This is a genomic window from Streptomyces sp. NPDC042002 (assembly GCF_055588305.1).
Genome location: NZ_JBVJCT010000001.1, coordinates 215339 through 238207, shown reverse-complemented (window position 1 = coordinate 238207; position 22869 = coordinate 215339). Strand labels below are relative to the sequence as shown.

The window sequence follows — 22869 nt, the reverse complement described above, 5'->3', positions numbered from 1 at the left end:
CGTCCCTCCGACGGAAGGCAGAAAGTCCGTTGGAGGAAGCTCGCCGATGACAGCGCCGACGTACCGCCAGGTGCCCGCCCAGGTCGACCTGCCCGCCCTCGAGCACGCCGTGCTCGATTTCTGGCGCGAGCAGAAGATCTTCGCCAAGAGCCTTGAGCAGTCCGAGGGCCGGCCGGAGTGGGTGTTCTACGAAGGTCCGCCCACCGCCAATGGCATGCCGGGCGCCCACCACATCGAAGCGCGCGTCTTCAAGGACGTCTTCCCGCGCTTCCGCACCATGCGCGGCTACCACGTGGGCCGCAAGGCCGGCTGGGACTGCCACGGCCTCCCGGTGGAGCTCGCGGTCGAGAAGGAGCTCGGCTTCACCGGCAAGCAGGACATCGAGGCGTACGGCATCGCCGAGTTCAACGACCGGTGCCGCCAGTCCGTGACCCGCCACACCGACGCGTTCACCGAGCTGACGAACCGCATGGGCTACTGGGTCGACCTCGACGACGCCTACCGGACCATGGACCCCGAGTACATCGAGTCCGTGTGGTGGTCGCTCAAGGAGATCTTCAACAAGGGCCTGCTGGTCCAGGACTACCGCGTGGCGCCCTGGTGCCCGCGCGACGAGACGGGCCTCTCGGACCACGAGCTGGCCCAGGGCTACGAGACCATCGTCGACCCCTCCGTGTACGTCCGTTTCCCGCTCACCTCCGGTCCGCTGGCCGGCCGGGCCGCGCTCCTGGTGTGGACGACCACGCCGTGGACGCTGGTCTCCAACACCGCGGTCGCCGCCCACCCCGGCGTCACCTACGTCGTCGTGACGAACGGCGAGGAGCAGCTCGTCGTCGCGCAGCCGCTCGTGGAGAAGGCGCTCGGCGAGGGCTGGGAGGCCACCGGCGAGTCCTTCACGGGTGCCGAGATGGAGCGCTGGACGTATCAACGTCCGTTCGAGCTCGTCGAGTTCCCCGAGCCCGCCCACTTCGTGGTCAACGCCGAGTACGTCACGACCGAGGACGGTACGGGTCTGGTCCACCAGTCCCCCGCCTTCGGCGAGGACGACCTCAAGGTCTGCCGCGCGTACGGCCTCCCGGTCGTGAACCCGGTCCGCACCGACGGCACCTTCCAGGAGGACGTCCCGCTCGTGGGCGGCGTCTTCTTCAAGAAGGCGGACGAAAAGCTCACCGAGGACCTCCAGAACCGCGGCCTGCTCTTCAAGCACGTGCCGTACGAGCACAGTTACCCGCACTGCTGGCGCTGCCACACCGCGCTCCTGTACTACGCGCAGCCGTCCTGGTACATCCGCACGACGGCCGTCAAGGACCGCCTCCTCCAGGAGAACGAGGAGACCAACTGGTTCCCGGAGTCGGTCAAGCACGGCCGCTTCGGTGACTGGCTCAACAACAACATCGACTGGGCGCTCTCGCGCAGCCGTTACTGGGGCACCCCGCTCCCGCTGTGGACCTGCGAGGAGGGCCACATCACCTGTGTCGGCTCGCGCGCGGAGCTGTCCGAGCTGACCGGCACCGACCAGTCGGAGCTGGACCCGCACCGCCCGTACATCGACGCGGTGACCTTCCCGTGCCCGCAGGGCGGCTGCGGCCTGACGGCGACCCGCGTCCCGGAGGTCATCGACGCCTGGTACGACTCGGGTTCGATGCCGTTCGCGCAGTGGGGCTACCCGTACAAGAACAAGGAGATCTTCGAGAGCCGCTACCCGGCGCAGTTCATCTCCGAGGCGATCGACCAGACCCGCGGCTGGTTCTACACGCTGATGGCCGTCGGCACCCTGGTCTTCGACAAGTCCTCGTACGAGAACGTCGTGTGCCTCGGCCACATCCTCGCCGAGGACGGCCGCAAGATGTCCAAGCACCTGGGCAACATCCTCCAGCCGATCCCGCTGATGGACCAGCACGGCGCCGACGCGGTGCGCTGGTTCATGGCGGCCGGCGGCTCCCCGTGGGCGGCCCGGCGCGTGGGCCACGGCACCATCCAGGAGGTCGTCCGCAAGACGCTCCTCACCTACTGGAACACCGTCGCCTTCCAGGCGTTGTACGCCCGCACCTCCAACTGGGCGCCCAGCGCGGCCGATCCGGCCCCGGCCGACCGCCCGGTCCTGGACCGCTGGCTGCTCTCCGAACTCCACGCGCTCACCGACCAGATGACGCAGGCTCTGGAGGCGTACGACACCCAGCGCGCCGGAAAGCTCCTGTCGGCGTTCGTCGACGACCTCTCCAACTGGTACGTCCGCCGTTCCCGCCGGCGCTTCTGGCAGGGCGACAAGGCCGCGCTGCGCACGCTGCACGAGGTCGTGGAGACGGTCACGCGGCTGATGGCCCCGCTGACCCCGTTCATCACCGAGCGGGTCTGGCAGGACCTGGTCGTCCCGGTCTCCCCGGACGCCCCCGAGTCCGTGCACCTGTCGACCTGGCCGGAGGCGGACCTGTCCGTCATCGACCCGGAGCTGTCGCGCCAGATGGTGCTGGTACGCCGTCTCGTCGAGCTCGGCCGGGCCACGCGCGCGGAGTCGGGCGTCAAGACCCGCCAGCCGCTGTCCCGCGCGCTGATCGCCGCGACCGGCTTCGCGACGCTCGACCCGGAGCTGCACGCGCAGATCACCGAGGAACTGAATGTGAGTTCCCTCGCATCACTCTCCGAGGTCGGCGGCTCACTGGTCGACACCACGGCGAAGGCGAACTTCCGCGCGCTGGGCAAGCGCTTCGGCAAGGGCGTCCAGGATGTGGCGAAGGCCATCGCCCAGGCCGATGCCGCCGCCCTGTCGCTCGCCCTGCGCGAGGGCACCGCGTCGGTCGAGGTCGGCGGCGAGAGCGTGACCCTGGCCCCGGACGAGGTCATCATCACGGAGACCCCGCGCGAGGGCTGGTCGGTGGCGTCCGACTCCGGCGCGACCGTCGCCCTCGACCTGGAGATCACCGAGGAGCTGCGGCAGGCGGGCCTCGCCCGTGACGCGATCCGGCTGATCCAGGAGGCCCGCAAGAACAGCGGCCTCGACGTCGCCGACCGCATCGCGCTCCGCTGGACCTCCACGGACCCGGCGGTCGTCGCGGCACTCGGCGAGCACGCCGGTCTCATCGCCGACGAGGTCCTCGCCACGGACTTCGCCCAGGGAGAGGCCGACGGCGCCTACGGGGAGCCGTTCACCGACGAGGGCCTGTCCCTGGTGTTCCGCCTCCGCAAGGCGTAACGAGGACCGGCGCACCCGCACCGAAGGCCCGGGGCCACCAGGAGATCCTGGTGGCCCCGGGCCTTCGGCGTCGCTGCCCGGCGTGACCCCGGGCCCTCGTCGTCGTGCCCGGGACCCCGGCCGTGCGTCTCTGTGACAAGCGTCGCGCGCACCCCGTACGAGTGACAACCAGGAACCCCGTACGAGCGCGGCCCCGCGCCCCGGGTGAAACCCCCACGCACCCCGTACCGCGCCCCCTGGACCCCGTACAAGCCCCTGGCGGACCGCAGCGGCAGAAAAGGGCGAGGCCCCCGGAATCCGGGGGCCTCGCCCTGAACGCTGCCGACGCCTAAGGCGTGCTGATGGCCGTCAGTTGTCGTCCTCGTCGATGAGGAACCCGCGCATCGGCGAGGGCGCCTGCTGCATCGGCGACGGACCCTGGGGCCGCACCGGAGCCATCGGCTGGGTCATCGCGGGTGACATCTGCTGCTGCCCGCCGTACGACGGTCCTGCCTGCGACGGTCCGCCCATGCCACCCGGGTTGCCGCCGTAGGACGGCGCACCGGCGCCCGCGGGGGCCATGGAGGGCGCGGAGGACGACGGCAGGGATGCCGTGGCCGGGGTGCGCGGCGGGGCCAGCGAGTCGTCCGCCTGCGTCTCCAGCTGGCGCAGCTGCGACTCCAGGTAGGACTTCAGACGCGTGCGGTACTCGCGCTCGAAGCCGCGCAGGTCCTCGACCTTGCGCTCCAGCGTGGCGCGGGCGGACTCCAGGGAGCCCATCGCGACGCGGTGCTTCTCCTGCGCGTCCCGCTCCAGGGCGTCGGCCTTGGCACGGGCGTCGCGCTCCAGACCCTCGGCGCGGCTACGGGCCTCACCGACGATCTTGTTGGCCTCGGAGCGTGCCTCGGCGATCGCCTGGTCGGCGGTCTGCTGAGCCAGCGAGAGGACACGGGCGGCGCTGTCGCCACCGGGACCCTGCTGCGGCATCTGCTGGCCGTGGCCGCCCATGGGGCCACCCATGGGTCCGCCCATCGGGCCGCCCATCTGCTGCATCTGCTGCATCTGACCGGGACCCTGTCCCATCGGACCCTGACCCATGGGGCCCTGGCCCATCGGACCCTGACCCATCTGGCCCTGGCCCATCGGACCCTGACCCATCTGGCCCTGGCCCATCGGACCCTGACCCATAGGACCTTGGCCCATAGGACCCTGACCCATCTGGCCCTGGCCCATCGGACCCTGACCCATGGGGCCCTGGCCCATCGGGCCCTGACCCATCTGGCCCTGGCCCTGCTGACCGCCCTGGCCGCTGGGACCCGGGGGCAGCTGCGGCGCACCGCTCGGAAGCTGGGGAGGGCCGCCCATGGGGCCGCCCATGCCCTGCGGCGGTCCCGATATGCCGGCGGGCACAGGAGCGCCGGGCCCACGCATACCCTGCGGCGGGCCCTGCTGGTCCTGCTGCTCGGGCGGTTTGCGCATACCCTGCTGCTGCTGGTTCTGCGCGGCCGCGCGCGTGGCGGCGGCCAGCTTGGCGCGCAGGTCCTCGTTCTCGCGGAGCAGGCGAGTCAGTTCGGCTTCGACCTCGTCGAGGAAGGCATCGACCTCGTCCTCGTCATAGCCTTCTCGGAGGCGGACGGTCGTGAACTGCTTGTTCCGCACGTCCTCGGGGGTCAACGGCATCTCTTCACCTCAACGTAGTCGTCGGCATTCGGCAAGACCGTATCGTTCACAGCCGGCTCACGACGGAGATCAGGATGTAGACGATGATCATCAGTACGAAGAAGGACAGGTCAAGCGCCACGCCCCCGAGACGCAGCGGCGGAATGAACCGCCGCAGAAGCTTGAGCGGTGGATCGGTGACAGTGTAGGTGGCCTCCAGAACGACCACCATCGCCTTGCCGGGTTGCCATGAGCGGGCGAACTGGAAGACGTAGTCCATGACCAACCGGAAAATCAGCACGATGAGGAAGCACATCAGCGCGATGTAGAAAACCTGCCCGACCACGCTCATGATCCGCGCTTCCCTCTCCCCTGTTTCCCATGCGGTGTTTCCGGTCCTGCGTCTCAGCTCTGGTTGAAGAACCCGCCCTCTGCGATGCGGGCCTTGTCCTCCGCCGTGACATCGACGTTAGCAGGCGACAACAGGAACACCTTCTGCGTCACCCGCTCGATGCTGCCGTGGAGACCGAACACCAAACCGGCCGCGAAGTCGACAAGTCGCTTCGCGTCGGTGTCATCCATCTCCGTCAGGTTCATGATCACCGGAGTGCCCTCACGGAAGTGTTCCCCGATGGTACGGGCCTCGTTGTAGGTCCGGGGGTGCAGCGTGGTGATCCGGTACGGCTCTCGTTCCGACACGACCTTGGGCATGATCACCGGGGCGTTCTTCTCCAGGCTCTGACGTTCTTGTGTGATGGACGCCACGGGGGCGATGCGTGCCGGACGCCCGGACTCCGCGGCGAGCGAGGCGGAATGCGGCACCGGGTCGCGCGGCGCCGGGGGCTGTACCACTCGTACCGATTCGTCCCGTTGGGACGAGTGCGCCTGATGTGACTGGTGCGGCGGTTCATGCCGTCGCCGGTCCCGCTCGGGTTCCGGGTCGAGCTCGGGCTCGAAGTCGTCGTCGGGGTCGAAGCCCCTGCCGTCGTACCCATCGTCCTCCACGAGGCCGAGGTAGACCGCCATCTTGCGCATCGCGCCGGCCATGCTCTGAGTCCTCCGCTCTGTGGTGGATCGGCTGACGAATTGCCAAGTGCCCGCGATCCACGAGGTCGTTATGCCCGCCTTTGGCGGAAATGACCATATTTTCTGCTGTGGTCCGACTTCTTGGCGACGTTACCCGAGGCCGGGTCGGACTCCGAGTACCGCAGTACCGACGCGTACATGTGTCGCTCCGGCTGCCACAGCCTGTTCGAGGTCCGAGCTCATCCCTGCCGAGACCATGTTCGCAGCCGGATGAGTCCGGCGCACGGCAGTCGACAAATCCATCAGCCGCTCGAACGCCTCTTGTTGGCGCCCCGCGTACTCGCCGGTGAGCGGAGCGACGGTCATCAGCCCGTCGAGCCGGAGACCCGGGGCCCCCGCGACGAGGTCGGCCAACTCCTCGATCCCGCCGACCCCCACGCCTCCCCGCTCACCCCGGCCGCTCTCCTGCGCGTCCAGCGCGACCTGGATGAGGCACCCCACTTCGCGCTCCGCCCGCACCGCTTCCTTCGACAGGGTCGCGACGAGTCGGGAACGGTCGACGGACTGCACGAAACCCGCGTAACCGACCACAGAACGCACCTTGTTGGTCTGCAATTGACCGACGAAATGCCACAACAGGGGCAGATCCGAGCACTCCGCGGCCTTGGGGGCCGCGTCCTGGTCCCGGTTCTCGGCCACATGACGCACACCGAGTTCCGACAGGATCCGCACATCACTCGCGGGATAGGTCTTGGTGACCACGATCAGGGTCACCTCTTCACGCTTGCGTCCGGCGGTCCTGCACGCCGCCGCGATACGTTCTTCCACTTTCGCCAGGTTCGCGGCGAGTTGAGCCTTACGTTCCGTCATGCCCCATCAGTCCAGCCAGACATAGCCCGCGAGCCGCCCGGTGGTGCGGTCCCGTCGGTACGAGAAGTGGTCCCCCGACTCGAGCGTGCACACCGGCGACCGCTCCCGGTCGCGCACTCCGAGCCGTTCCAGCTGCGCGTGCACTCCGGCGGTCACATCGACCGCCGGCGTCCCCCACCGGGTCACCGCGTGTGCCGCGGGCTCGACGGCGGCGACCTCGGCGCGCATCGCGTCCGGCACCTCGTAGCACCGTCCGCAGACGGCGGGTCCGGTGCGGGCGACGATCCTGGCCGGATCGGCGCCGAGTTCCACCATGGCCCGTACGGCCGCGGGAACCACGCCGGCGGCCATGCCGGGCCGTCCCGCGTGGGCGGCGGCCGCCACACCGGCGACGGGGTCGGCCAGCAGGACGGGCGTGCAGTCGGCGGTGAGGACGGCGAGCGCGAGCCCCCGTCGTGCCGTGACGATCGCGTCGACGGCAGGGATCTCCGAGGCACCCCAGGGCGCCTCGACGACCGCCACGTCCGGCCCGTGCACCTGGTTCATCCAGACGACCCGGGCCGGGTCGAGCCCGAGCGCCTTCGCGGCCAGTGCCCGGTTGGCGCGTACGGCGTCGGGGTCGTCGCCGACCGCTCCGCCGAGGTTGAGCTCCTCGTACGGAACGGCGCTCACCCCGCCCCACCTGTCGGTGAAGGCGAAGTGGGCGCCGCCCACGGTGCTCGTTCCGGAGCGCTGTCCTATCACTTCAGGAAGTCCGGCACGTCCAGTTCCTCGGCCGCGCTGTCCGAGTAGGAGCGGGACGGCGGGACCGGCGGGGACACCGGCAGCTCGCTGACCGGCTCCGGAGCGGGCTCCGGGGTGACCTCCTTGGGCGTGACGCTGCCGAGCGACCCGAAGGACGGGCGGCTCTCGGCGGGGCGCGACTGAACGGGCTCCTCGCGTCGGGTGGAGGTCGAGCCGAGGACGTTGTCCCGCTTGGCCGGCGGCTGGCCGCCGTCGAAGCCGGCGGCGATGACGGTGACCCGCACCTCGTCGCCGAGGGCGTCGTCGATGACCGCGCCGAAGATGATGTTGGCCTCGGGGTGCGCGGCCTCGCTGACCAGCTGGGCGGCTTCGTTGATCTCGAACAGGCCGAGGTCGGAGCCGCCGGAGATGGAGAGCAGGACGCCGCGGGCGCCGTCGATGGAGGCCTCGAGGAGCGGCGAGGAGATCGCCATCTCGGCCGCCGCCACCGCGCGGTCGTCGCCGCGGGCCGAGCCGATGCCCATGAGCGCCGAACCGGCCTCGGACATCACGGACTTGACGTCGGCGAAGTCGAGGTTGATCAGACCGGGCGTGGTGATGAGGTCGGTGATGCCCTGAACACCGGAGAGCAGGACCTGGTCCGCCGACTTGAAGGCGTCGAGGACCGAGACCTGGCGGTCCGAGATGGACAGCAGCCGGTCGTTGGGGATGACGATGAGGGTGTCGACCTCTTCGCGGAGTTCCGCGATGCCGTCCTCCGCCTGGTTGGCGCGGCGCCGGCCCTCGAAGGTGAACGGGCGGGTGACCACGCCGATGGTGAGGGCGCCGAGCGAGCGGGCGATGTTGGCCACGACGGGCGCGCCGCCGGTTCCGGTGCCGCCGCCCTCTCCGGCCGTCACGAAGACCATGTCGGCCCCCTTGAGGACCTCCTCGATCTCCTCACGGTGGTCCTCGGCGGCCTTGCGGCCGACTGCCGGGTTGGCTCCGGCCCCGAGGCCGCGCGTGAGTTCCCGGCCGACGTCGAGCTTGACGTCGGCGTCGCTCATCAACAGCGCCTGAGCGTCGGTGTTGATGGCGATGAACTCGACGCCCTTGAGACCGACCTCGATCATCCGGTTGATGGCATTGACACCACCGCCGCCGACACCGATGACTTTGATGACTGCGAGGTAGTTCTGCGGTGCTGCCACGTCGAAGGCCTCTCGCCTCGAGTTACGTGTCGTCGCCTCGCACGCTCGCGATCCGACGACTGATGCCGAATGGGACGGTCCGAACGCCGACCCGAACCCTAACGCTGAAGTTTAGGGTTACCAGTGTGTCTGTTCCTTGGACTCTCCGAACAGGACACTAAGTCGACAAGTGGCGCACGTTCAACGAACACGCCGAACCTCCCGTTTTTCTTTTCACCCTATGTGATCAGGCGCAGCGCTGCCCAACCAGGGTGCTGGCCTGCATCGATGCGAGTCAACTGCCCGACGATGCGGGGGCGGTGGGGGCACTTACGTCGAAGTGGCGGGCCCCGGGATCGGCTTTCATGAGAGCAAGGAGCGTCCTGGCCTTCGCGCGACCCTTCTCGGAGCTGCCCCACTCGACGGTCCGGCCGCCCGCCAGTTCCAGCGAGACGGCGTCGTAGGAACGGACCTTGACAGTACGGGTGTCACGGGCGATGGCATCCGGAACGTCCCCGGCGATCCGCACCGCTTCCCGCACCAGCCGGTCGGCGGGGAAGCGGCGCAGCACGGCGCGCTTCGACACCGCCAGTTCCAGTACGGGCACGCCCTTCGGGGCGTCGGGAACGGTCGCGAACCGCACCCCCTTGGCGTCCACTTCGATGAAGTTTGCGCCCTTTTCGACGATCAGGACCGGAGTACGCTCGATCACTTTCAGATCGATTCCGTGCGGCCACGATCGGACGACGTCAACCGAGTCAATTCGGGGCAATTCCCTGAGCAGTCGGGCCTCGATCGCGTCCGTGTCGACGGAGATCAACGGGGACCCGACCGGAACGTCGGCCGCTTCCCGCACCTGCCCGGCCGTCAGCACCCGCGCCCCGGAAACCGATACGCGCTCCGTGCGCAGATAGGGGGAACCGTAGACAATCCACACCGCGGCGGCCCCGGCCAACACCGCGGCGATCGAAAGGATGATGAGCCTACGAAGGCGACGCAGCCGCCCGATGAGGGGCGGCCGGGGCGGGCCGGACTCCAGCTTCTGCCGTTCACCGCGCTCGGCGGTCGTCGGTCCGGCCACGCTCCCTGCCTTCCCTCATGCGGTCCTAGCGGTGCCGCGAGGCGATCGCCTCGTACACCATGGCGACGAGCAGGTCGTCGGCGTCCCGGCGGCCGAACTCGCTGGCGGCACGCGACATCTCGTACAGCCGGTGCGGGTCGGCGAGCACGGGCAGCACGTTCTGCTGCACCCACTGCGGGGTCAGCTCCGCGTCGTCGACCAGCAGTCCGCCGCCGGCCTTGACCAGCGGCTGGGCGTTCAGCCGCTGTTCGCCGTTGCCGATGGGCAGCGGGACGTAGGCGGCGGGCAGTCCGACGGCGGAGAGTTCGGCGACGGTCATCGCGCCCGCGCGGCAGAGCATCATGTCGGCCGCGGCGTACGCGAGATCCATCCGGTCCACGTACGGTACCGGGATGTACGGGGGCATCCCCGGCATCTGGTGCACCTGCGGCATTTCGTTCTTCGGACCGACCGCGTGCAGGATCTGGATTCCGGCCTGCTGGAGGTACGGAGCCGCCTGCTGGACCACCTCGTTGAGGCGGCGGGCGCCCTGCGAGCCGCCCGACACGAGCAGCGTCGGCAGGTTCGGGTCGAGCCCGAACGCGGCGCGCGCCTCGGGCCGTACGGCGGCCCGGTCGAGGGTGGCGATGGAGCGGCGCAGCGGGATGCCGATGTAACGGGCCCCGCGGAGCTTGCTGTCGGGCGTGGAGACGGCGACCTGGGCCGCGTACCGCGATCCGATCTTGTTGGCGAGGCCGGGACGGGCGTTGGCCTCGTGGACGATGATCGGCACGCCGAGGCGCTTGGCCGCCAGGTAGCCGGGCAGCGCGACATAGCCGCCGAAGCCGACGACCGCGTCGGCCTTGGTGCGCTCCATGATCTGCTCGGCGGCCTTGATCGTGCCGCGCAGCCGCCCGGGGACGGTGATCAGCTCGGGGGTGGGCTTGCGCGGCAGCGGTACGGCGGGGATCAGCGCGAGTTCGTAGCCGCGCTCGGGTACGAGCCGGGTCTCAAGTCCGCGTTCCGTGCCCAGGGCCGTGATTCCCACGGTCGGGTCCTGCCTGCGCAGGGCATCCGCGAGGGCGAGCGCGGGCTCGATGTGGCCGGCGGTCCCCCCGCCGGCGAGTACGACATGCACCGAAATTCACCGCTCTCCGGACGAACGCGCCGCAGAGGCACGCCGTCGCATCGTGTTCCATCTCCGGGGCCCCGCGGCCCTTGCGGACTCTCTCACCGCACCCCGCTTTCTGCCAAAGCGGGGTTGCCGCATCGCGAGAGCCGCCCGCGCAGCGGGGTCGTCACGCGCGAAGGCGATCAGCAACCCGATGGCGAACATGGCCGGCAGCAGGGCGGAACCCCCGTAGGAGAACAGCGGGAGCGGGACACCGGCGATCGGCAGCAGACCGAGCACCGCACCGATGTTGATCACGGCCTGGGCCGTGATCCAGGTGGTCACGCCTCCCGCGGCATACCTCACGAAGGGGTCCTCCGTGCGTCCGGCCACGCGGATACCCGCATAGCCTAGAGCCGCGAAGAGGGCGAGCACCGACAGCGTCCCCGCGAGGCCCAGTTCCTCCCCAGTGATGGCGAAGATGAAGTCGGTGTGCGCTTCGGGCAGTTGGCCCCATTTCTCCACACTGGCGCCGAGGCCGGAGCCGAACAGCCCGCCGGAGGCGAGGGCGTAGATGCCGTGCACCGCCTGCCAGCAGGTGTCGTGCGGGCCCGGTTCGGTGGCGCCGATGCACGCCAGCCGGGACATGCGGTTGGGGCTCGTCTTGATGAGGACGAAGCCGATGGCGAGCGCGACGGAGAGCACGCCGACGAACAGCCGCGTGGGCGCTCCGGCCAGCCACAGCAGGCCGAACAGGATGGCCGTGAGGATGATCGCCGTGCCCATGTCGCCGCCGAGCATGATCAGTCCGAGCAGCATGAAGGCGGCGGGCACGAGCGGCACCAGCATGTGCTTCCACTGGGTCAGCAGCCGCTTGTCCTGTTTGCGGGCGAGCAGATCGGCGCCCCAGAGCACGAGCGCGAGCTTGCCGAACTCACTGGGCTGGATCTGGAACGAGCCGCCCAGCGAGATCCAGTTCTGGTTGCCGTTGACCGAGATCCCTATCCCGGGCACCTGCACCAGGGCCATCATGAAGACGGCGCCCGCCAGGATCGGATAGGCCAGCGCCCGGTGCAGTTTCACCGGCATCCGGGAGGCGGCGAACATCAGGACACCGCCGATCAGGGCGGCCAGGAACTGCTTACGGAAGAAGAACGACCCGGGCAACGACAACTGGAGCGCCGTGATCTGCGAGGCCGAGTAGACCATCACGAGCCCCAGCACGGTGATCAGCAGGCTGCCGCCGAGGATCAGGTAGTACGCGGTCAGCGGCCGGTCCCAGGCCTTGCGGGCGCGCGTGAGGAGTCGGCGTACGGGGTTGTCGCGCGGCGGCACCCCGGCGACGGCGGGCCGCCGGCCGGCCCGCTGCACGGGAGGCCGGCCGGTACGGCTAGTGGGCATCGGCGTCTCCGGGCCACAACGATGTCACGCGTCCGTCCCTCCCAGGTTCGCCCGGCTAGGCGGCCGGGTCAGGCGCCGAGCTCGCGGACCGCCTCCGCGAACGCGTCACCGCGCTTGTTGTAGTTGGCGAACATGTCCATGGACGCGCAGGCCGGGGCCAGCAGTACCGTGTCCCCGGGCTCGGCGAGCCTCCTGGCCTCCTGAACAGCCGCGAGCATCGCCCCAGTGTCGGTCCGGCCGAGGTCGACGACGGGTACCTCCGGCGCGTGTCGCGCCAGGGCTTCGCGGATCAGCGCGCGGTCCGCGCCGATCAGGACGACGCCCCTCAGCCGCTTCGCCGACCGGGCGACCAGTTCGTCGAAGGCCGCGCCCTTGGCGAGTCCGCCGGCGATCCACACGATCGACTCGTAGGCCGCCAAGGAGGCTTCCGCGGCATGCGTGTTGGTGGCCTTGGAGTCGTCGACGTAGGCGACCTGGTCCACATCGGCGACGTGCGCGATGCGGTGGGCGTCCGGGGTGAAGTCCCGCAGTCCGTCCCGTACGGCCCGGGGAGGCACCCCGAAGGCGCGCGCGAGGGCAGCCGCGGCAAGGGCGTTGGCGATGTTGTGCGGGGCGGGCGGACGGACGTCGGAGACCTCCGCCAGCTCCTGGGCGTTCTTCTGCCGGTTCTCGACGAAGGCGCGGTCGACCAGGATGCCGTCCACGACGCCGAGTTGGGACGGCCCGGGAGCGCCGAGGGTGAAGCCGACAGCCCGGCAGCCCTCCTCCACGTCCGCCGCGCGCACCAGGTCCTCGGTGGCCTTGTCGGCCACGTTGTAGACGCAGGCGACCCGATTGCCCTCGTAGACACGGCCCTTGTCGGCGGCGTACGCCTCCATGGAGCCGTGCCAGTCGAGATGGTCGGGCGCGAGGTTCAGTACGGCCGCGGAGTGGGCGCGCAGCGAGGGCGCCCAGTGGAGCTGGTAGCTGGAGAGTTCGACCGCGAGGACGTCGTACTCCTCGTCGCCGAGGACGGCGTCGAGGAGGGAGACGCCGATGTTGCCGACAGCCGCGGTGCGCAGACCCGCCGCCTTCAGGATGGAGGCGAGCATCTGGACGGTCGTGGTCTTGCCGTTGGTGCCGGTGACCGCGAGCCAGGGAGCGGCCTTCCTGCCGTCCAGTTCCCGCAGCCGCCAGGCGAGTTCGACGTCGCCCCAGACCGGGACGCCCGCCGCGGCGGCCGCGGCGAACAGCGGTTTGTCCGGCTGCCAGCCGGGCGCGGTCACGATGAGCTCGGTGCCCTCGGGCAGGGTAGCGCCGTCACCGAGGCGCACGGTGACGCCGAGCGCCTCCAGTTCCGCGGCCTGCGCCCGGGCCCTTTCGTCGTCGCCGTCGTTGACGACGGTGACGAGCGCGCCGAGGCCGTGCAGGACCTTGGCGGCCGGGATGCCCGAGACGCCGAGGCCGGCGACGGTGACGTTCTTGCCCTGCCAGTTGGTCACTTCTTGGCTGCCCATCCTGCGTAGAAGAGGCCGAGTCCGACGATGACGCACATGCCCTGGATGATCCAGAAGCGCACGACGACAAGGACTTCGGACCACCCCTTTAGTTCGAAGTGGTGCTGGAGTGGGGCCATTCGGAAGACACGCTTCCCGGTCAGCTTGAAGGAGCCGACCTGGATGACCACCGACATGGTGATGAGGACGAAGAGGCCGCCGAGCAGGGCGACCAGGATCTCCGTGCGGGAGCAGATCGCGAGACCGGCGAGCGCGCCGCCGAGGGCCAGCGAACCGGTGTCACCCATGAAGATCTTGGCGGGCGAGGTGTTCCACCACAGGAAGCCGAAGCAGGCGCCCATGAGGGCGGAGGCCACGACCGCGAGGTCGAGTGGATCTCGTACTTCGTAGCAGGCGGCCGGGTTGGTCAGGGTCTGCGCGTTGGCGCAGGACTCCTGGAACTGCCAGACGCCGATGAAGGTGTAGGCACCGAAGACCATCGTGGCGGCGCCGGTGGCGAGGCCGTCCAGACCGTCCGTCAGGTTCACGCCGTTCGACATGGCGAGGATCATGAACAGCGCCCAGACCACGAAGAGCACCGGGCCGATGGACCAGCCGAAGTCCTGGACGAAGGAGAGCTTCGTGGAGGCCGGGGTGTTGCCGCGGTTGTCGGCGAACATCAGCGCCAGCACCGCGAAGCTGATGCCCACGATCAGCTGTCCGGCCATCTTCGCCTTGGCCCGCAGACCCAGCGAACGCCGCTTGATGATCTTGATGTAGTCGTCCAGGAAGCCGACCAGCCCCATGCCCGCCATCAGGCCGAGCACCAGCAGGCCCGAGAAGGTCGGCGCGTAGCCCGTGATCAGCTTCGACATGAAGTACGCGATGATCGTCGCGAGGATGAAGGCGATGCCACCCATGGTCGGCGTACCGCGCTTGCTTGCGTGCTCACGCGGGCCGTCGTCGCGGATGTACTGGCCGTAGCCCTTGCGGGCCAGCAGCTTGATCAGCAGCGGAGTGCCGACCAGGGTCAGGAACAGGCCAATGACTCCCGCGAACAGGATCTGCTTCATCATCGGGCGGAAACCTCACCCTCGGTACCGTCGGCGAGCAGCGCGAGCGCCACCCGTTCCAGCCCGACGGACCTGGACGCCTTCACGAGCACGACGTCCCCTGGGCGCAGCTCACTGCGCAACAGGTCGACAGCCGCCTGTGCGTCGGACACGTGCACCGACTCCTCACCCCACGAACCCTCGTTATATGCGCCCAGTTGCAGCCAGGACGCTTCCCTGCCCCCGACCGCGACGAGCTTGCCGACATTGAGCCGGACGGCAAGCCGTCCGACCGCGTCGTGCTCGGCGAGCGCCTCGTCCCCGAGCTCGGCCATCTGACCGAGCACCGCCCACGTACGACCCCCTTGTGCCCGACGGGCTGTGCCCATCGCCGCGAGCGCGCGCAGGGCGGCTCGCATGGACTCGGGGTTCGCGTTGTAGGCGTCGTTGACGACCGTCACGCCGTCCGGACGCTCGGTGACCTCCATCCGCCAGCGGGAGAGGGAGCCCGCCTCGGAGAGCGCGCGGGCGATCTCGTTTGCGGACATGCCCAGCTCATGGGCGACGGCGGCCGCGGCGAGCGCGTTCGACACGTGGTGCTCACCGTACAGGCGCATGGTCACATCACTGCACCCGGAGGGTGTGCGAAGGCTGAAGGAAGGCTGTCCACTCTCCGTGAGCCGGACGTTCTCGGCCCGTACGTCCGCTTCGTCGGACTCTCCGAAGAGGATCACGCGCGCCTTCGTGCGCGACGCCATGGCGCGTACGAGGGGGTCGTCGGCGTTGAGGACCGCGGCGCCGTCCTCGGGGAGGCTCTCGACGAGCTCGCCCTTTGCTTGCGCGATCTGCTCGCGGCCACCGAACTCGCCGATGTGGGCGGTGCCGACGTTGAGGACGAGACCGATCTTCGGCGGGGTGAGACCGGTGAGATAGCGGATGTGGCCGACGCCGCGGGCGCCCATCTCCAGCACGAGGAACTTCGTCTCCTCGGTGGCGCTGAGCGCGGTGAGCGGCAGTCCGATCTCGTTGTTGAGGGAACCGGGCGTGAAGACGGTCGGCGCCTTGCTCCGCAGTACCTGGGCGATCAGGTCCTTGGTGCTGGTCTTGCCCGCGGAGCCGGTGAGGGCCACGAGGGTCGCGCCGAGCCGTTCGACGACATGGCGGGCGAGGGCGCCGAGAGCCGTCTGCACGTCGTCGACGACGATGGCGGGCACGCCGACGGGGCGGGACGCCAGGACGGCGGCCGCGCCGGCTCGGATCACCGCCTCGGCGTAGTCGTGGCCGTCGACCCGTTCGCCGACGAAGGCGACGAAGAGACTGCCGGACTCCACTTCACGGGAGTCCCTGACGACCGGTCCGGTGACCTGTACCGCCGGATCCGGTATGTCGTACGTCTGCCCGCCGACGACTGCTGCGATCTCGGCGAGAGAGAGGGCGATCACAAGTTCATCCCTGGGTCTGCTGGATAGCTTCGCGAAGCACTTGGCGGTCGTCGAAGGGACGCACCACCCCGGCGATGTCCTGGCCCTGCTCGTGGCCCTTGCCCGCGACCAGTACGGTGTCGCCCGGCTTTGCGCGCGCGACGGCCGCGGCGATGGCGGCGGCCCGGTCCTCGAAGACCTGGACCTCGCCGCGCTCGTGCGCCGGCACCTCGGCGGCTCCCGCGAGCATGGTGGCGAGGATCGCCAGCGGGTCCTCGGAGCGGGGGTTGTCGGACGTCAGGACGGCGGTGTCGGCGAGCCGGGCCACGGCCGCGCCCATCGGCTTCCGCTTGGTCTTGTCACGGTCGCCGCCGCAGCCGAGCACCACGTGCAGGCTGCCCTCGGTCACCTTGCGCAGGGCGCGCAGGACGGATTCGACGGCGTCCGTCTTGTGGGCGTAGTCGACGACGGCGAGGTACGGCTGGCCCGCGTCCACGCGCTCCAGCCGGCCCGGGACCCCCGGGACGGCGGCGACGCCGTCCGCGGCGGTCTGCGGGTCGAGTCCGGCGGCCGCGAGGGCGACGATCGCGGCGAGTGCGTTCGCCACGTTGAAGGGGCCCGCGAGCGGCGAGCGGGCGGTGATCCGCTCACCCTTGGGGCCGACCGCGGTGAACGTCGAGTCCATCGGACCGACTTCGACGTTCTCGGCGCGCCAGTCGGCGTCCGGGTAGCCCTCGGCGGAGAAGGTGACGACCGGGACGGTGGCCTCCCCGGCGAGCCGGCGGCCGTACTCGTCGTCGAGGTTCACGACGCCGAGCCGGCTGCGTCTGGCCGTGAAGAGCTGCGCCTTGGCCTGGAAGTAGTCCTCCATGCCGGTGTGGAACTCCATGTGTTCCGGGCTGAGGTTGTTGAAGACGGCGACGTCGAAGACGCAGCCGTCGACCCGGCCGAGGACCAGCGCGTGGCTGGAGACCTCCATCGCGACCGAGTCGACCCCGCGCTCGCGCATGACGGCGAACAGGGCCTGGAGGTCGGTGGCCTCGGGCGTGGTGCGTTCCGACTTGATGCGCTCGTCGCCGATGCGCATCTCGACCGTGCCGATCAGGCCGGTGGAGCGGACCGTCTTCAGACCGCCCTCGACGAGGTAGGCCGTCGTGGTCTTGCCGGAGGTGCCCGTGATGCCGATCTGGAGCAGATCGCGCCCCGGGTGGCCGTAGATGGTGGCCGCCAGCTCGCCCATCGATCCGCGCGGGTCGTCGACGACGAGGACCGGCAGACCGGTGGCCGCGGCGCGCCCGGCGCCGGTCGGGTCGGTGAGGACGGCGACGGCGCCGAGGCCGGCCGCCTGGGTCACGAAGTCGGCGCCGTGCAGACGCGCGCCGGGCAGCGCGGCGTACACGTCACCGGGTCGCACCGCGCGGGAGTCATGGGTGATGCCCGTGACCCCGACGTCGCTTCCCGGCTTCTCGGCGCCCAGCTGATCTGCCAGCTCCACGAGGTGGGTGGCGGAGACGTGAACCGGACGCGGCGGCCCCGGATATGTCACAGGAACGCCCTTCTGGGTGGTTTGGGACTGATCAGCTTGTGGCACGGCGGTGAGCGTACCGGGCTCACCCCCGCCGGGGCGAAGCGAGGGCGCGGACGGGGTGTGCCGGGAGGAGTCGTTCCCGGGGTCCGGGGTGATCGTTGTCACGAGTGGTTCCTGGTCCGTTGTGCGTGGGTGCTGATCTTGGCGTGCGGTCACGGGCGGTCACGGCGTGAACGAGACGGGCAGCCGGGCCGCGTGGGCGCCGGTGGGCGGGACCTGAAGGGTCTTCAGCGCGAACTCCATCACCTGCTTGAACACGGGTCCGCAGATCTGGCCGCCGTAGTAGCTGCCCTTCGTGGCGTTCTGGATCGCGCAGTAGACGGTGATCCGCGGCTTGTCCGCGGGGGCGAATCCGGCGAACGACGAGGTGTAGCCGTGGTACTTGCCGGTGGCCGGATCCACGCGGTTGGCCGTACCCGTCTTGCCCGCGACCCGGTACCCGGGGATGCGCGCCTTGGTACCCGTGCCCTGTTCGTCGTCCACCACGGACTCCAGCATCTGGGCGAGGGCCTTCGCCGTCTTCTCGCTCACGACCCGGGTCTTCCTGGGCGCGGCGGCGGGTGTGAAACGGCCGTCGGGTCCCTTCGCGCCGCGCACCAGGGTCGGCTCGACACGGACGCCGCCGTTGGCGATCGTCGAGTAGACGGAGGCCGCCTGCATCGCGTTGATCGACACGCCCTGGCCGAAAGGGATCGTGTACTGCTGCGAGGTCGACCACTTGTCGGCGGGCGCGAGGATGCCCGCCGTCTCGCCGGGGAAGCCGAGCCCGGTGTGGCTGCCGATGCCGAACTTGCGCAGATACGAGTAGAGGACCTGATCGGCCTGTTTCTGGGTCCTGCCGAGCTGGCCGGTCGCCAGGATGGTGCCGATGTTGCTGGACTTGGCCAGCACCCCGTTGAGCGTGAGGTTCCAGGTGGCGTGGTCGACGTCGTCCTGGAAGAGCCGGTCGCCGCGGTGCAGCCGGTTGGGCACGACGACATGGGTCCCGGGGGTGGCCACGTTCTCCTGGAGGACGGCGGCCATCGACATCAGCTTGGCGGTGGAACCGGGCTCGTAGGCGTCCTGGAGGGCCGCGTTGCCCATGGCGGCCGCGTTGGCCTGGGTGAGGTCGTTGGGGTCGAAGCCCGGCGAGTTGGCCATGGCGAGGATCTGGCCGGTCCTGGTGTCCTGCACTATCACGTAGCCGCGGTCCGCCCTGGACTGCTTCACCTGCTCGGTGATGGCGTCCTGCGCGGCCCACTGGATGTCCCGGTCGATGGTCAGCTCGACGTCGGAGCCGGCCACGGCCGGTGTCTCGGTGGAGCCCACGGTCGGCACCTGGCGGCCCCCGGACTGGGCGTAGCGGATCTTGCCGTCCTTGCCGGTGAGCTCCTTGTTCAGCTGCTGCTCGATGCCGCCGCCGCCCTTGCCGTCGGCGTTGACCCAGCCCAGTATCCCGGCGGCGAGATCGCCGTTCGGGTACACGCGCCTGCTGGCCGGCACGGCGAGGACGCCCGCGAGGACGTTGACCGTGTTCTTGTCGGTCTCCGCCTTGGTGCCGAGCGTGCTCTTCAGGTCCTTGATCTGCTGCCAGACCTGGGGGGTGCGGCGGTGCGCGAGGAGCGTGTAGCGGGTGTTCCTCGTCCGCAGCTTCCTGGCGACGGTGTCCACGTCCTGGCCGATGATCGGGCCGAGGAGCGCCGCGGCCTGTTCGGGAGCGTCCCCGAGCTTGGTGGCCGCGCGCGTGAACATCGTCGGGTCCGCGGTGATGTCGTACGCGTCCACGCTCGTGGCCAGCTCGACGCCGTCGCGGTCGGTGATCCCGCCGCGCTCGGCGGCCAGTGTGCGCCCGACGTACCGGTTCTGCTCGGCCTTCGCGGCGTAGGTGCTCGCGTCCACTGCCTGTACCTGGAGCAGCCGTACGACGAACGCGATCATCACCAGCGTCAGCGCGAGGCTGACCATGCGCAGGCGGGGGCGGGGGCTGCCGAGCCGGATGACGCGCGGGCCGTCGGAGCGGTTCGCGGCCGGGCGGCGTAGGGGGCGGGCGGCGGGCCGCGGACGGCTCCGGCCGCCGGGCCGTACGGGCCTGGCGGGGCCGGGTACGCGGCGGCGCGGCGGTTCCCTGTCGGACACTTCCGTCACCTGCCGAGGGTTGTGGAGGGCTGTGTGGACGGGGCGGGGGCCCGGCTGGTGAGCGCGCCCGGGGACGGCTGCCGCGGGGCGGACGCCGAGGAGGGAGTCGGTGCCGCGCTCCGCGCCTGGCCCGCGGCCGGACCCGGGGTGCGGGCCGGGACGGGTGCGAGGACCTCGGGCGGGGGGATCACCGGGGCCCGCGCGGCGGACTCCTGGCCGGCGGCTCCGGGGACGCCCTTGACCGTGCCGTTCGGGTTGAGGAAGGCCGGGTCGCCGCCGGGGACCATGCCGAGTTCGCGGGCGCGGCGCTGGAGGGCGTCGGGGGCGGAGTAGGCGTCCACGTCCCGCTGGAGGGCCTGTTCCTCGTCGGTCAGGCTCTTGGTCTCCTTCTGGAGGTCGTCGAGGCGGAACGCCCCTTCGCTGAGCGCCGAGTTGAGCACGAGGAGCCCGATGAGACCGCCGCCGAGCAGGAGGACGACCAGGAGCACGAAGGGGGTGCGGGCGGCCTGCCCGGCCCCGGCCGGAAGGAGCCGCGCGAGCCGGGCGGCCCGCCCCCTGAGTTCGGGTTTGCCGCTCACGCGCCCTCCCTGTGGGTCTGGTGTGCCGGCTTCACGACGGCTCCATGGGTTCGGTTCCCGTACTCACGAAGCCGTCGCGGGTCCTGATTCCCGTACTCACGAAGCGGTCGCGGGTTCGGTTCCCGGACTCACGAAGGCGGCGGGAGTCCGGATTCCCGGCCCCCGCCGTCCGGCGGGTCCGGAAAGCGGGCCCGCGGCCTTCCGCGAGTTCGGGTTTCCGGCTCACGACCCCTCCTTCTCCCCGCGCCTCACTCGGCGGCTTCCTCGCGGATGCGCTGTGCCCCCCGCAGCCGGGCGGGAGCCGCTCGCCGGTTCTCGGCGACCTCTTCCTCGGTGGGAAGTTCGGCACCACGGGTGAGGAGCTTGAGCCGGGGCTGGTAGCGCTCGGGGACGACCGGCAGTCCGGGCGGCGCGGTGTTGGCGGCGCCCGCCGCGAACACCTGCTTGACCAGCCGGTCCTCCAGCGAGTGGTACGACAGCACGGCGATGCGGCCGCCGACGGCGAGCGCCTTCACGGCCGCGGGAATCGCCCTCTCCAGGACACTCAGTTCGCCGTTGACCTCGATGCGCAGCGCCTGGAAGGTGCGCTTCGCGGGATTGCCCCCGGTGCGCTTGGCCGCCTGGGGCAGTGCGTCACGGATCAGCTCGACGAGCCGCGCGCTGTTGGTGAAGGGCTCCTTGTCGCGCTCGCGCACGACCGCGGAGACGATCCGCTTGGCCTGCTTCTCCTCGCCGTACGCCCGCAGGATCCGCACCAGTTCGCCCGGCGGGTAGGTGTTGAGCACCTCGGCCGCGCTCATGCCGGTCGTCTGGTCCATACGCATGTCGAGCGGGGCGTCCTGCGCGTACGCGAACCCCCGGTCCGCCTCGTCGAGTTGCATGGAGGAGACACCCAGGTCGAACAGGACGCCCTGCACGCGCGGGATGTCCAGGCGGTCGAGCACCTCGGGGAGTTCGTCGTAGACGGCGTGCACCAGGGAGGCGCGGTCACCGTAGGAGGCGAGCCGCTCTCCGGAGAGGCGCAGCGCCTCCTTGTCACGGTCCAGGGCCACGAGCCGCACTTCGGGGAACCGGGTGAGGAGTGCCTCGCTGTGACCGCCGAGCCCGAGCGTGCAGTCGACGACCACGGCTCCCGGCTCGGCGAGGGCCGGGGCCAGCATGTCCAGGCACCGCTGGAGCATGACCGGGACGTGTCGGCTCTGTCCCTCCGGTCGCCCGCTGTCGCCCTCGTCGGTAAGCGCTTCGCGCCCTTTCATTCCGGGCCCTCTCAGGTCCGGCGCGGGCCATACGCACCGCCGGGTCCCCACCCGCTCGGGAAGGGGAGGTCTGCTGGCGCCGGATGAGTGGCGTCAGCCGACCGGGAGCGGGAGGAGGCCGAGCCGTACGTACGCGCCGCGCACGCGGGGAAACTCCGGAAAGTCGCCGGGTCTCCAGGGAAAACAGTCCATCGGGGAGAGCCTCGCCTCCCGCTTCGCGTCACTTTAGTCCACGGTGTCTCGCGGTCAATCAACCGGCATGCGCGTCGCGGACGGCGCTCGGACCGAAGCCGCGGATCCGGAAGAATCACCCGAACGGGCACGTCGTCACCGCCCGTGTGGATTACCTCACAACAAGCCGCGATGACATTCTTTGTCCCCTCTCACAGCAGGACCGCTCCATACCTGACCAGTACCGTCATGGGTATGACGACTTCCGCATCTGTTCCCACCGAGCCCGAAGGCGCCATAGCCGCAGAGCGCACCGTCACGGACCGTCTTGTGGACGCGAACGAGAAATACGCCGCCGCGTTCACCGACCCGGGTATGGACGCCCGCCCCGTGCTGCATGTCGCGGTGGTCGCGTGCATGGACGCCCGGCTCGACCTGCACTCCGCGCTCGGCCTGGAACTGGGTGACTGCCACACCATCCGCAACGCCGGCGGTGTGGTCACCGACGACGTGATCCGCTCCCTCACCATCAGCCAGCGGGCGCTCGGCACCCGCAGCGTGGTCCTCATCCACCACACCGGCTGCGGCCTGGAGTCCCTCACCGAGGACTTCCGGCACGACCTGGAGATGGAGGTCGGCCAGCGCCCCGCGTGGGCGGTCGAGGCCTTCCGGGACGTAGAGCAGGACGTACGGCAGTCGATGCAGCGCGTGCGCACCTCCCCGTTCCTGGTGCACACCGACGACGTGCGCGGCTTCGTCTTCGACGTCACGACCGGCCTGCTGCGGGAGATAGACCCCTCCTGACCGGCGCCGTCCGACCCCCCGGTCGCCGGCCCTCCGCAGCTCGTGGGACCCTCTCCTCACAAAAAACCCCGGCCGTCCGGTGCCCAAAGAGCCGTAAGAACTGACATATCGCGGCCACTTGTCCACAGGCGAGTGACACGAACCGGTAACGGCAACAAGAATGCGGGTGTGGCGTCACGCGGAACCTTTCGCGCGTGGTG

At 70.2% G+C, this 22869-nt stretch carries 18 protein-coding genes; 2 read left to right on the top strand and 16 right to left on the bottom strand.

Translation table 11 applies throughout. The features are described 5' to 3' along the window. Positions 1-46 precede the first annotated feature (46 nt). The gene (ileS, locus tag ACZ6KY_RS01010; RefSeq protein ID WP_469308175.1) at positions 47-3190 is read left to right on the top strand and encodes an isoleucine--tRNA ligase; all 3144 of its coding nucleotides are present in this window, start codon (positions 47-49) and stop codon (positions 3188-3190) included. 348 nt (positions 3191-3538) lie between these two features. On the opposite strand, the gene ACZ6KY_RS01005 is transcribed toward ileS, so the two are convergent. The 16 genes from ACZ6KY_RS01005 to rsmH all read right to left on the bottom strand — a co-directional run bounded on the left by ACZ6KY_RS01005 (position 3539) and on the right by rsmH (position 21694). Then, positions 3539-4849, bottom strand: a complete 1311-nt coding sequence (locus ACZ6KY_RS01005; protein WP_469308174.1) for a DivIVA domain-containing protein — start codon at positions 4847-4849, stop codon at positions 3539-3541. 46 nt (positions 4850-4895) lie between these two features. Next, entirely contained in the window at positions 4896-5180 is a 285-nt protein-coding gene (locus ACZ6KY_RS01000; protein WP_261706878.1) for a YggT family protein, read from the bottom strand. A 53-nt stretch (positions 5181-5233) separates the two neighbouring features. Beyond that, complete coding sequence (locus ACZ6KY_RS00995; RefSeq protein WP_401325643.1) at positions 5234-5875, bottom strand: cell division protein SepF; 642 nt, start codon at positions 5873-5875, stop codon at positions 5234-5236. A gap of 129 nt (positions 5876-6004) precedes the next feature. Continuing rightward, positions 6005-6724, bottom strand: a complete 720-nt coding sequence (locus tag ACZ6KY_RS00990) for a YggS family pyridoxal phosphate-dependent enzyme (RefSeq protein ID WP_469308173.1) — start codon at positions 6722-6724, stop codon at positions 6005-6007. Positions 6725-6730: 6 nt separating this feature from the next. After that, positions 6731-7468 carry a peptidoglycan editing factor PgeF gene (pgeF, locus tag ACZ6KY_RS00985; RefSeq protein ID WP_469308172.1) on the bottom strand — a complete coding sequence of 246 codons (738 nt, stop codon included), beginning with the start codon at positions 7466-7468 and terminating at the stop codon, positions 6731-6733. Beyond that, positions 7465-8658, bottom strand: coding sequence for a cell division protein FtsZ (gene ftsZ, locus ACZ6KY_RS00980; protein WP_261706882.1), 1194 nt, complete (start codon positions 8656-8658; stop codon positions 7465-7467). The genes pgeF and ftsZ overlap by 4 nt, the downstream gene beginning before the upstream one ends. Before the next feature lie 274 nt (positions 8659-8932). After that, positions 8933-9718, bottom strand: coding sequence for a cell division protein FtsQ/DivIB (locus tag ACZ6KY_RS00975; RefSeq protein ID WP_469308171.1), 786 nt, complete (start codon positions 9716-9718; stop codon positions 8933-8935). Positions 9719-9743: 25 nt separating this feature from the next. Then, positions 9744-10835 (bottom strand): undecaprenyldiphospho-muramoylpentapeptide beta-N-acetylglucosaminyltransferase, encoded by a 1092-nt coding sequence (murG, locus tag ACZ6KY_RS00970; protein WP_469308170.1) that lies wholly within the window; start codon positions 10833-10835, stop codon positions 9744-9746. A gap of 6 nt (positions 10836-10841) precedes the next feature. Next, positions 10842-12209 carry a putative lipid II flippase FtsW gene (gene ftsW, locus ACZ6KY_RS00965; protein ID WP_469308169.1) on the bottom strand — a complete coding sequence of 456 codons (1368 nt, stop codon included), beginning with the start codon at positions 12207-12209 and terminating at the stop codon, positions 10842-10844. A gap of 68 nt (positions 12210-12277) precedes the next feature. Beyond that, positions 12278-13705: a UDP-N-acetylmuramoyl-L-alanine--D-glutamate ligase gene (gene murD / locus ACZ6KY_RS00960; RefSeq protein WP_469308168.1), complete on the bottom strand. Its 1428-nt coding sequence runs from the start codon at positions 13703-13705 to the stop codon at positions 12278-12280. Next, the gene (gene mraY / locus ACZ6KY_RS00955; RefSeq protein WP_469308167.1) at positions 13687-14760 is read right to left on the bottom strand and encodes a phospho-N-acetylmuramoyl-pentapeptide-transferase; all 1074 of its coding nucleotides are present in this window, start codon (positions 14758-14760) and stop codon (positions 13687-13689) included. The genes murD and mraY overlap by 19 nt, the downstream gene beginning before the upstream one ends. Continuing rightward, positions 14757-16178 (bottom strand): UDP-N-acetylmuramoyl-tripeptide--D-alanyl-D-alanine ligase, encoded by a 1422-nt coding sequence (locus ACZ6KY_RS00950; RefSeq protein WP_469308166.1) that lies wholly within the window; start codon positions 16176-16178, stop codon positions 14757-14759. The genes mraY and ACZ6KY_RS00950 overlap by 4 nt, the downstream gene beginning before the upstream one ends. A gap of 4 nt (positions 16179-16182) precedes the next feature. After that, positions 16183-17703 carry a UDP-N-acetylmuramoyl-L-alanyl-D-glutamate--2,6-diaminopimelate ligase gene (locus ACZ6KY_RS00945; RefSeq protein ID WP_469308489.1) on the bottom strand — a complete coding sequence of 507 codons (1521 nt, stop codon included), beginning with the start codon at positions 17701-17703 and terminating at the stop codon, positions 16183-16185. Between the two features lie 204 nt (positions 17704-17907). Then, positions 17908-19860 carry a peptidoglycan D,D-transpeptidase FtsI family protein gene (locus ACZ6KY_RS00940; protein ID WP_469308488.1) on the bottom strand — a complete coding sequence of 651 codons (1953 nt, stop codon included), beginning with the start codon at positions 19858-19860 and terminating at the stop codon, positions 17908-17910. A gap of 5 nt (positions 19861-19865) precedes the next feature. Next, positions 19866-20438 (bottom strand): cell division protein FtsL, encoded by a 573-nt coding sequence (gene ftsL / locus ACZ6KY_RS00935; RefSeq protein WP_469308165.1) that lies wholly within the window; start codon positions 20436-20438, stop codon positions 19866-19868. A 248-nt stretch (positions 20439-20686) separates the two neighbouring features. Next, positions 20687-21694: a 16S rRNA (cytosine(1402)-N(4))-methyltransferase RsmH gene (gene rsmH / locus ACZ6KY_RS00930; protein WP_469308164.1), complete on the bottom strand. Its 1008-nt coding sequence runs from the start codon at positions 21692-21694 to the stop codon at positions 20687-20689. A gap of 426 nt (positions 21695-22120) precedes the next feature. Here rsmH and ACZ6KY_RS00925 point away from each other — a divergent pair, with 426 nt between their 5' ends. Then, a complete protein-coding gene (locus ACZ6KY_RS00925) occupies positions 22121-22669 on the top strand; it encodes a beta-class carbonic anhydrase (protein ID WP_469308163.1) in 549 nt (182 codons plus the stop codon). Positions 22670-22869: the final 200 nt, after the last annotated feature.

What these genes read in the sequence shown, in the direction of transcription:
- mraY (WP_469308167.1), bottom strand. Translation starts at nt 14,760, where the DNA reads ATGATGAAGCAGATCCTGTTCGCGGGAGTCATTGGCCTGTTCCTGACC.
- ACZ6KY_RS00995 (WP_401325643.1), bottom strand. Translation starts at nt 5,875, where the DNA reads ATGGCCGGCGCGATGCGCAAGATGGCGGTCTACCTCGGCCTCGTGGAG.
- rsmH (WP_469308164.1), bottom strand. Translation starts at nt 21,694, where the DNA reads ATGAAAGGGCGCGAAGCGCTTACCGACGAGGGCGACAGCGGGCGACCG.
- ACZ6KY_RS00990 (WP_469308173.1), bottom strand. Translation starts at nt 6,724, where the DNA reads ATGACGGAACGTAAGGCTCAACTCGCCGCGAACCTGGCGAAAGTGGAA.
- ftsW (WP_469308169.1), bottom strand. Translation starts at nt 12,209, where the DNA reads ATGCCCACTAGCCGTACCGGCCGGCCTCCCGTGCAGCGGGCCGGCCGG.
- ACZ6KY_RS01005 (WP_469308174.1), bottom strand. Translation starts at nt 4,849, where the DNA reads ATGCCGTTGACCCCCGAGGACGTGCGGAACAAGCAGTTCACGACCGTC.
- ACZ6KY_RS00925 (WP_469308163.1), top strand. Translation starts at nt 22,121, where the DNA reads ATGACGACTTCCGCATCTGTTCCCACCGAGCCCGAAGGCGCCATAGCC.
- ileS (WP_469308175.1), top strand. Translation starts at nt 47, where the DNA reads ATGACAGCGCCGACGTACCGCCAGGTGCCCGCCCAGGTCGACCTGCCC.
- murD (WP_469308168.1), bottom strand. Translation starts at nt 13,705, where the DNA reads ATGGGCAGCCAAGAAGTGACCAACTGGCAGGGCAAGAACGTCACCGTC.
- ACZ6KY_RS01000 (WP_261706878.1), bottom strand. Translation starts at nt 5,180, where the DNA reads ATGAGCGTGGTCGGGCAGGTTTTCTACATCGCGCTGATGTGCTTCCTC.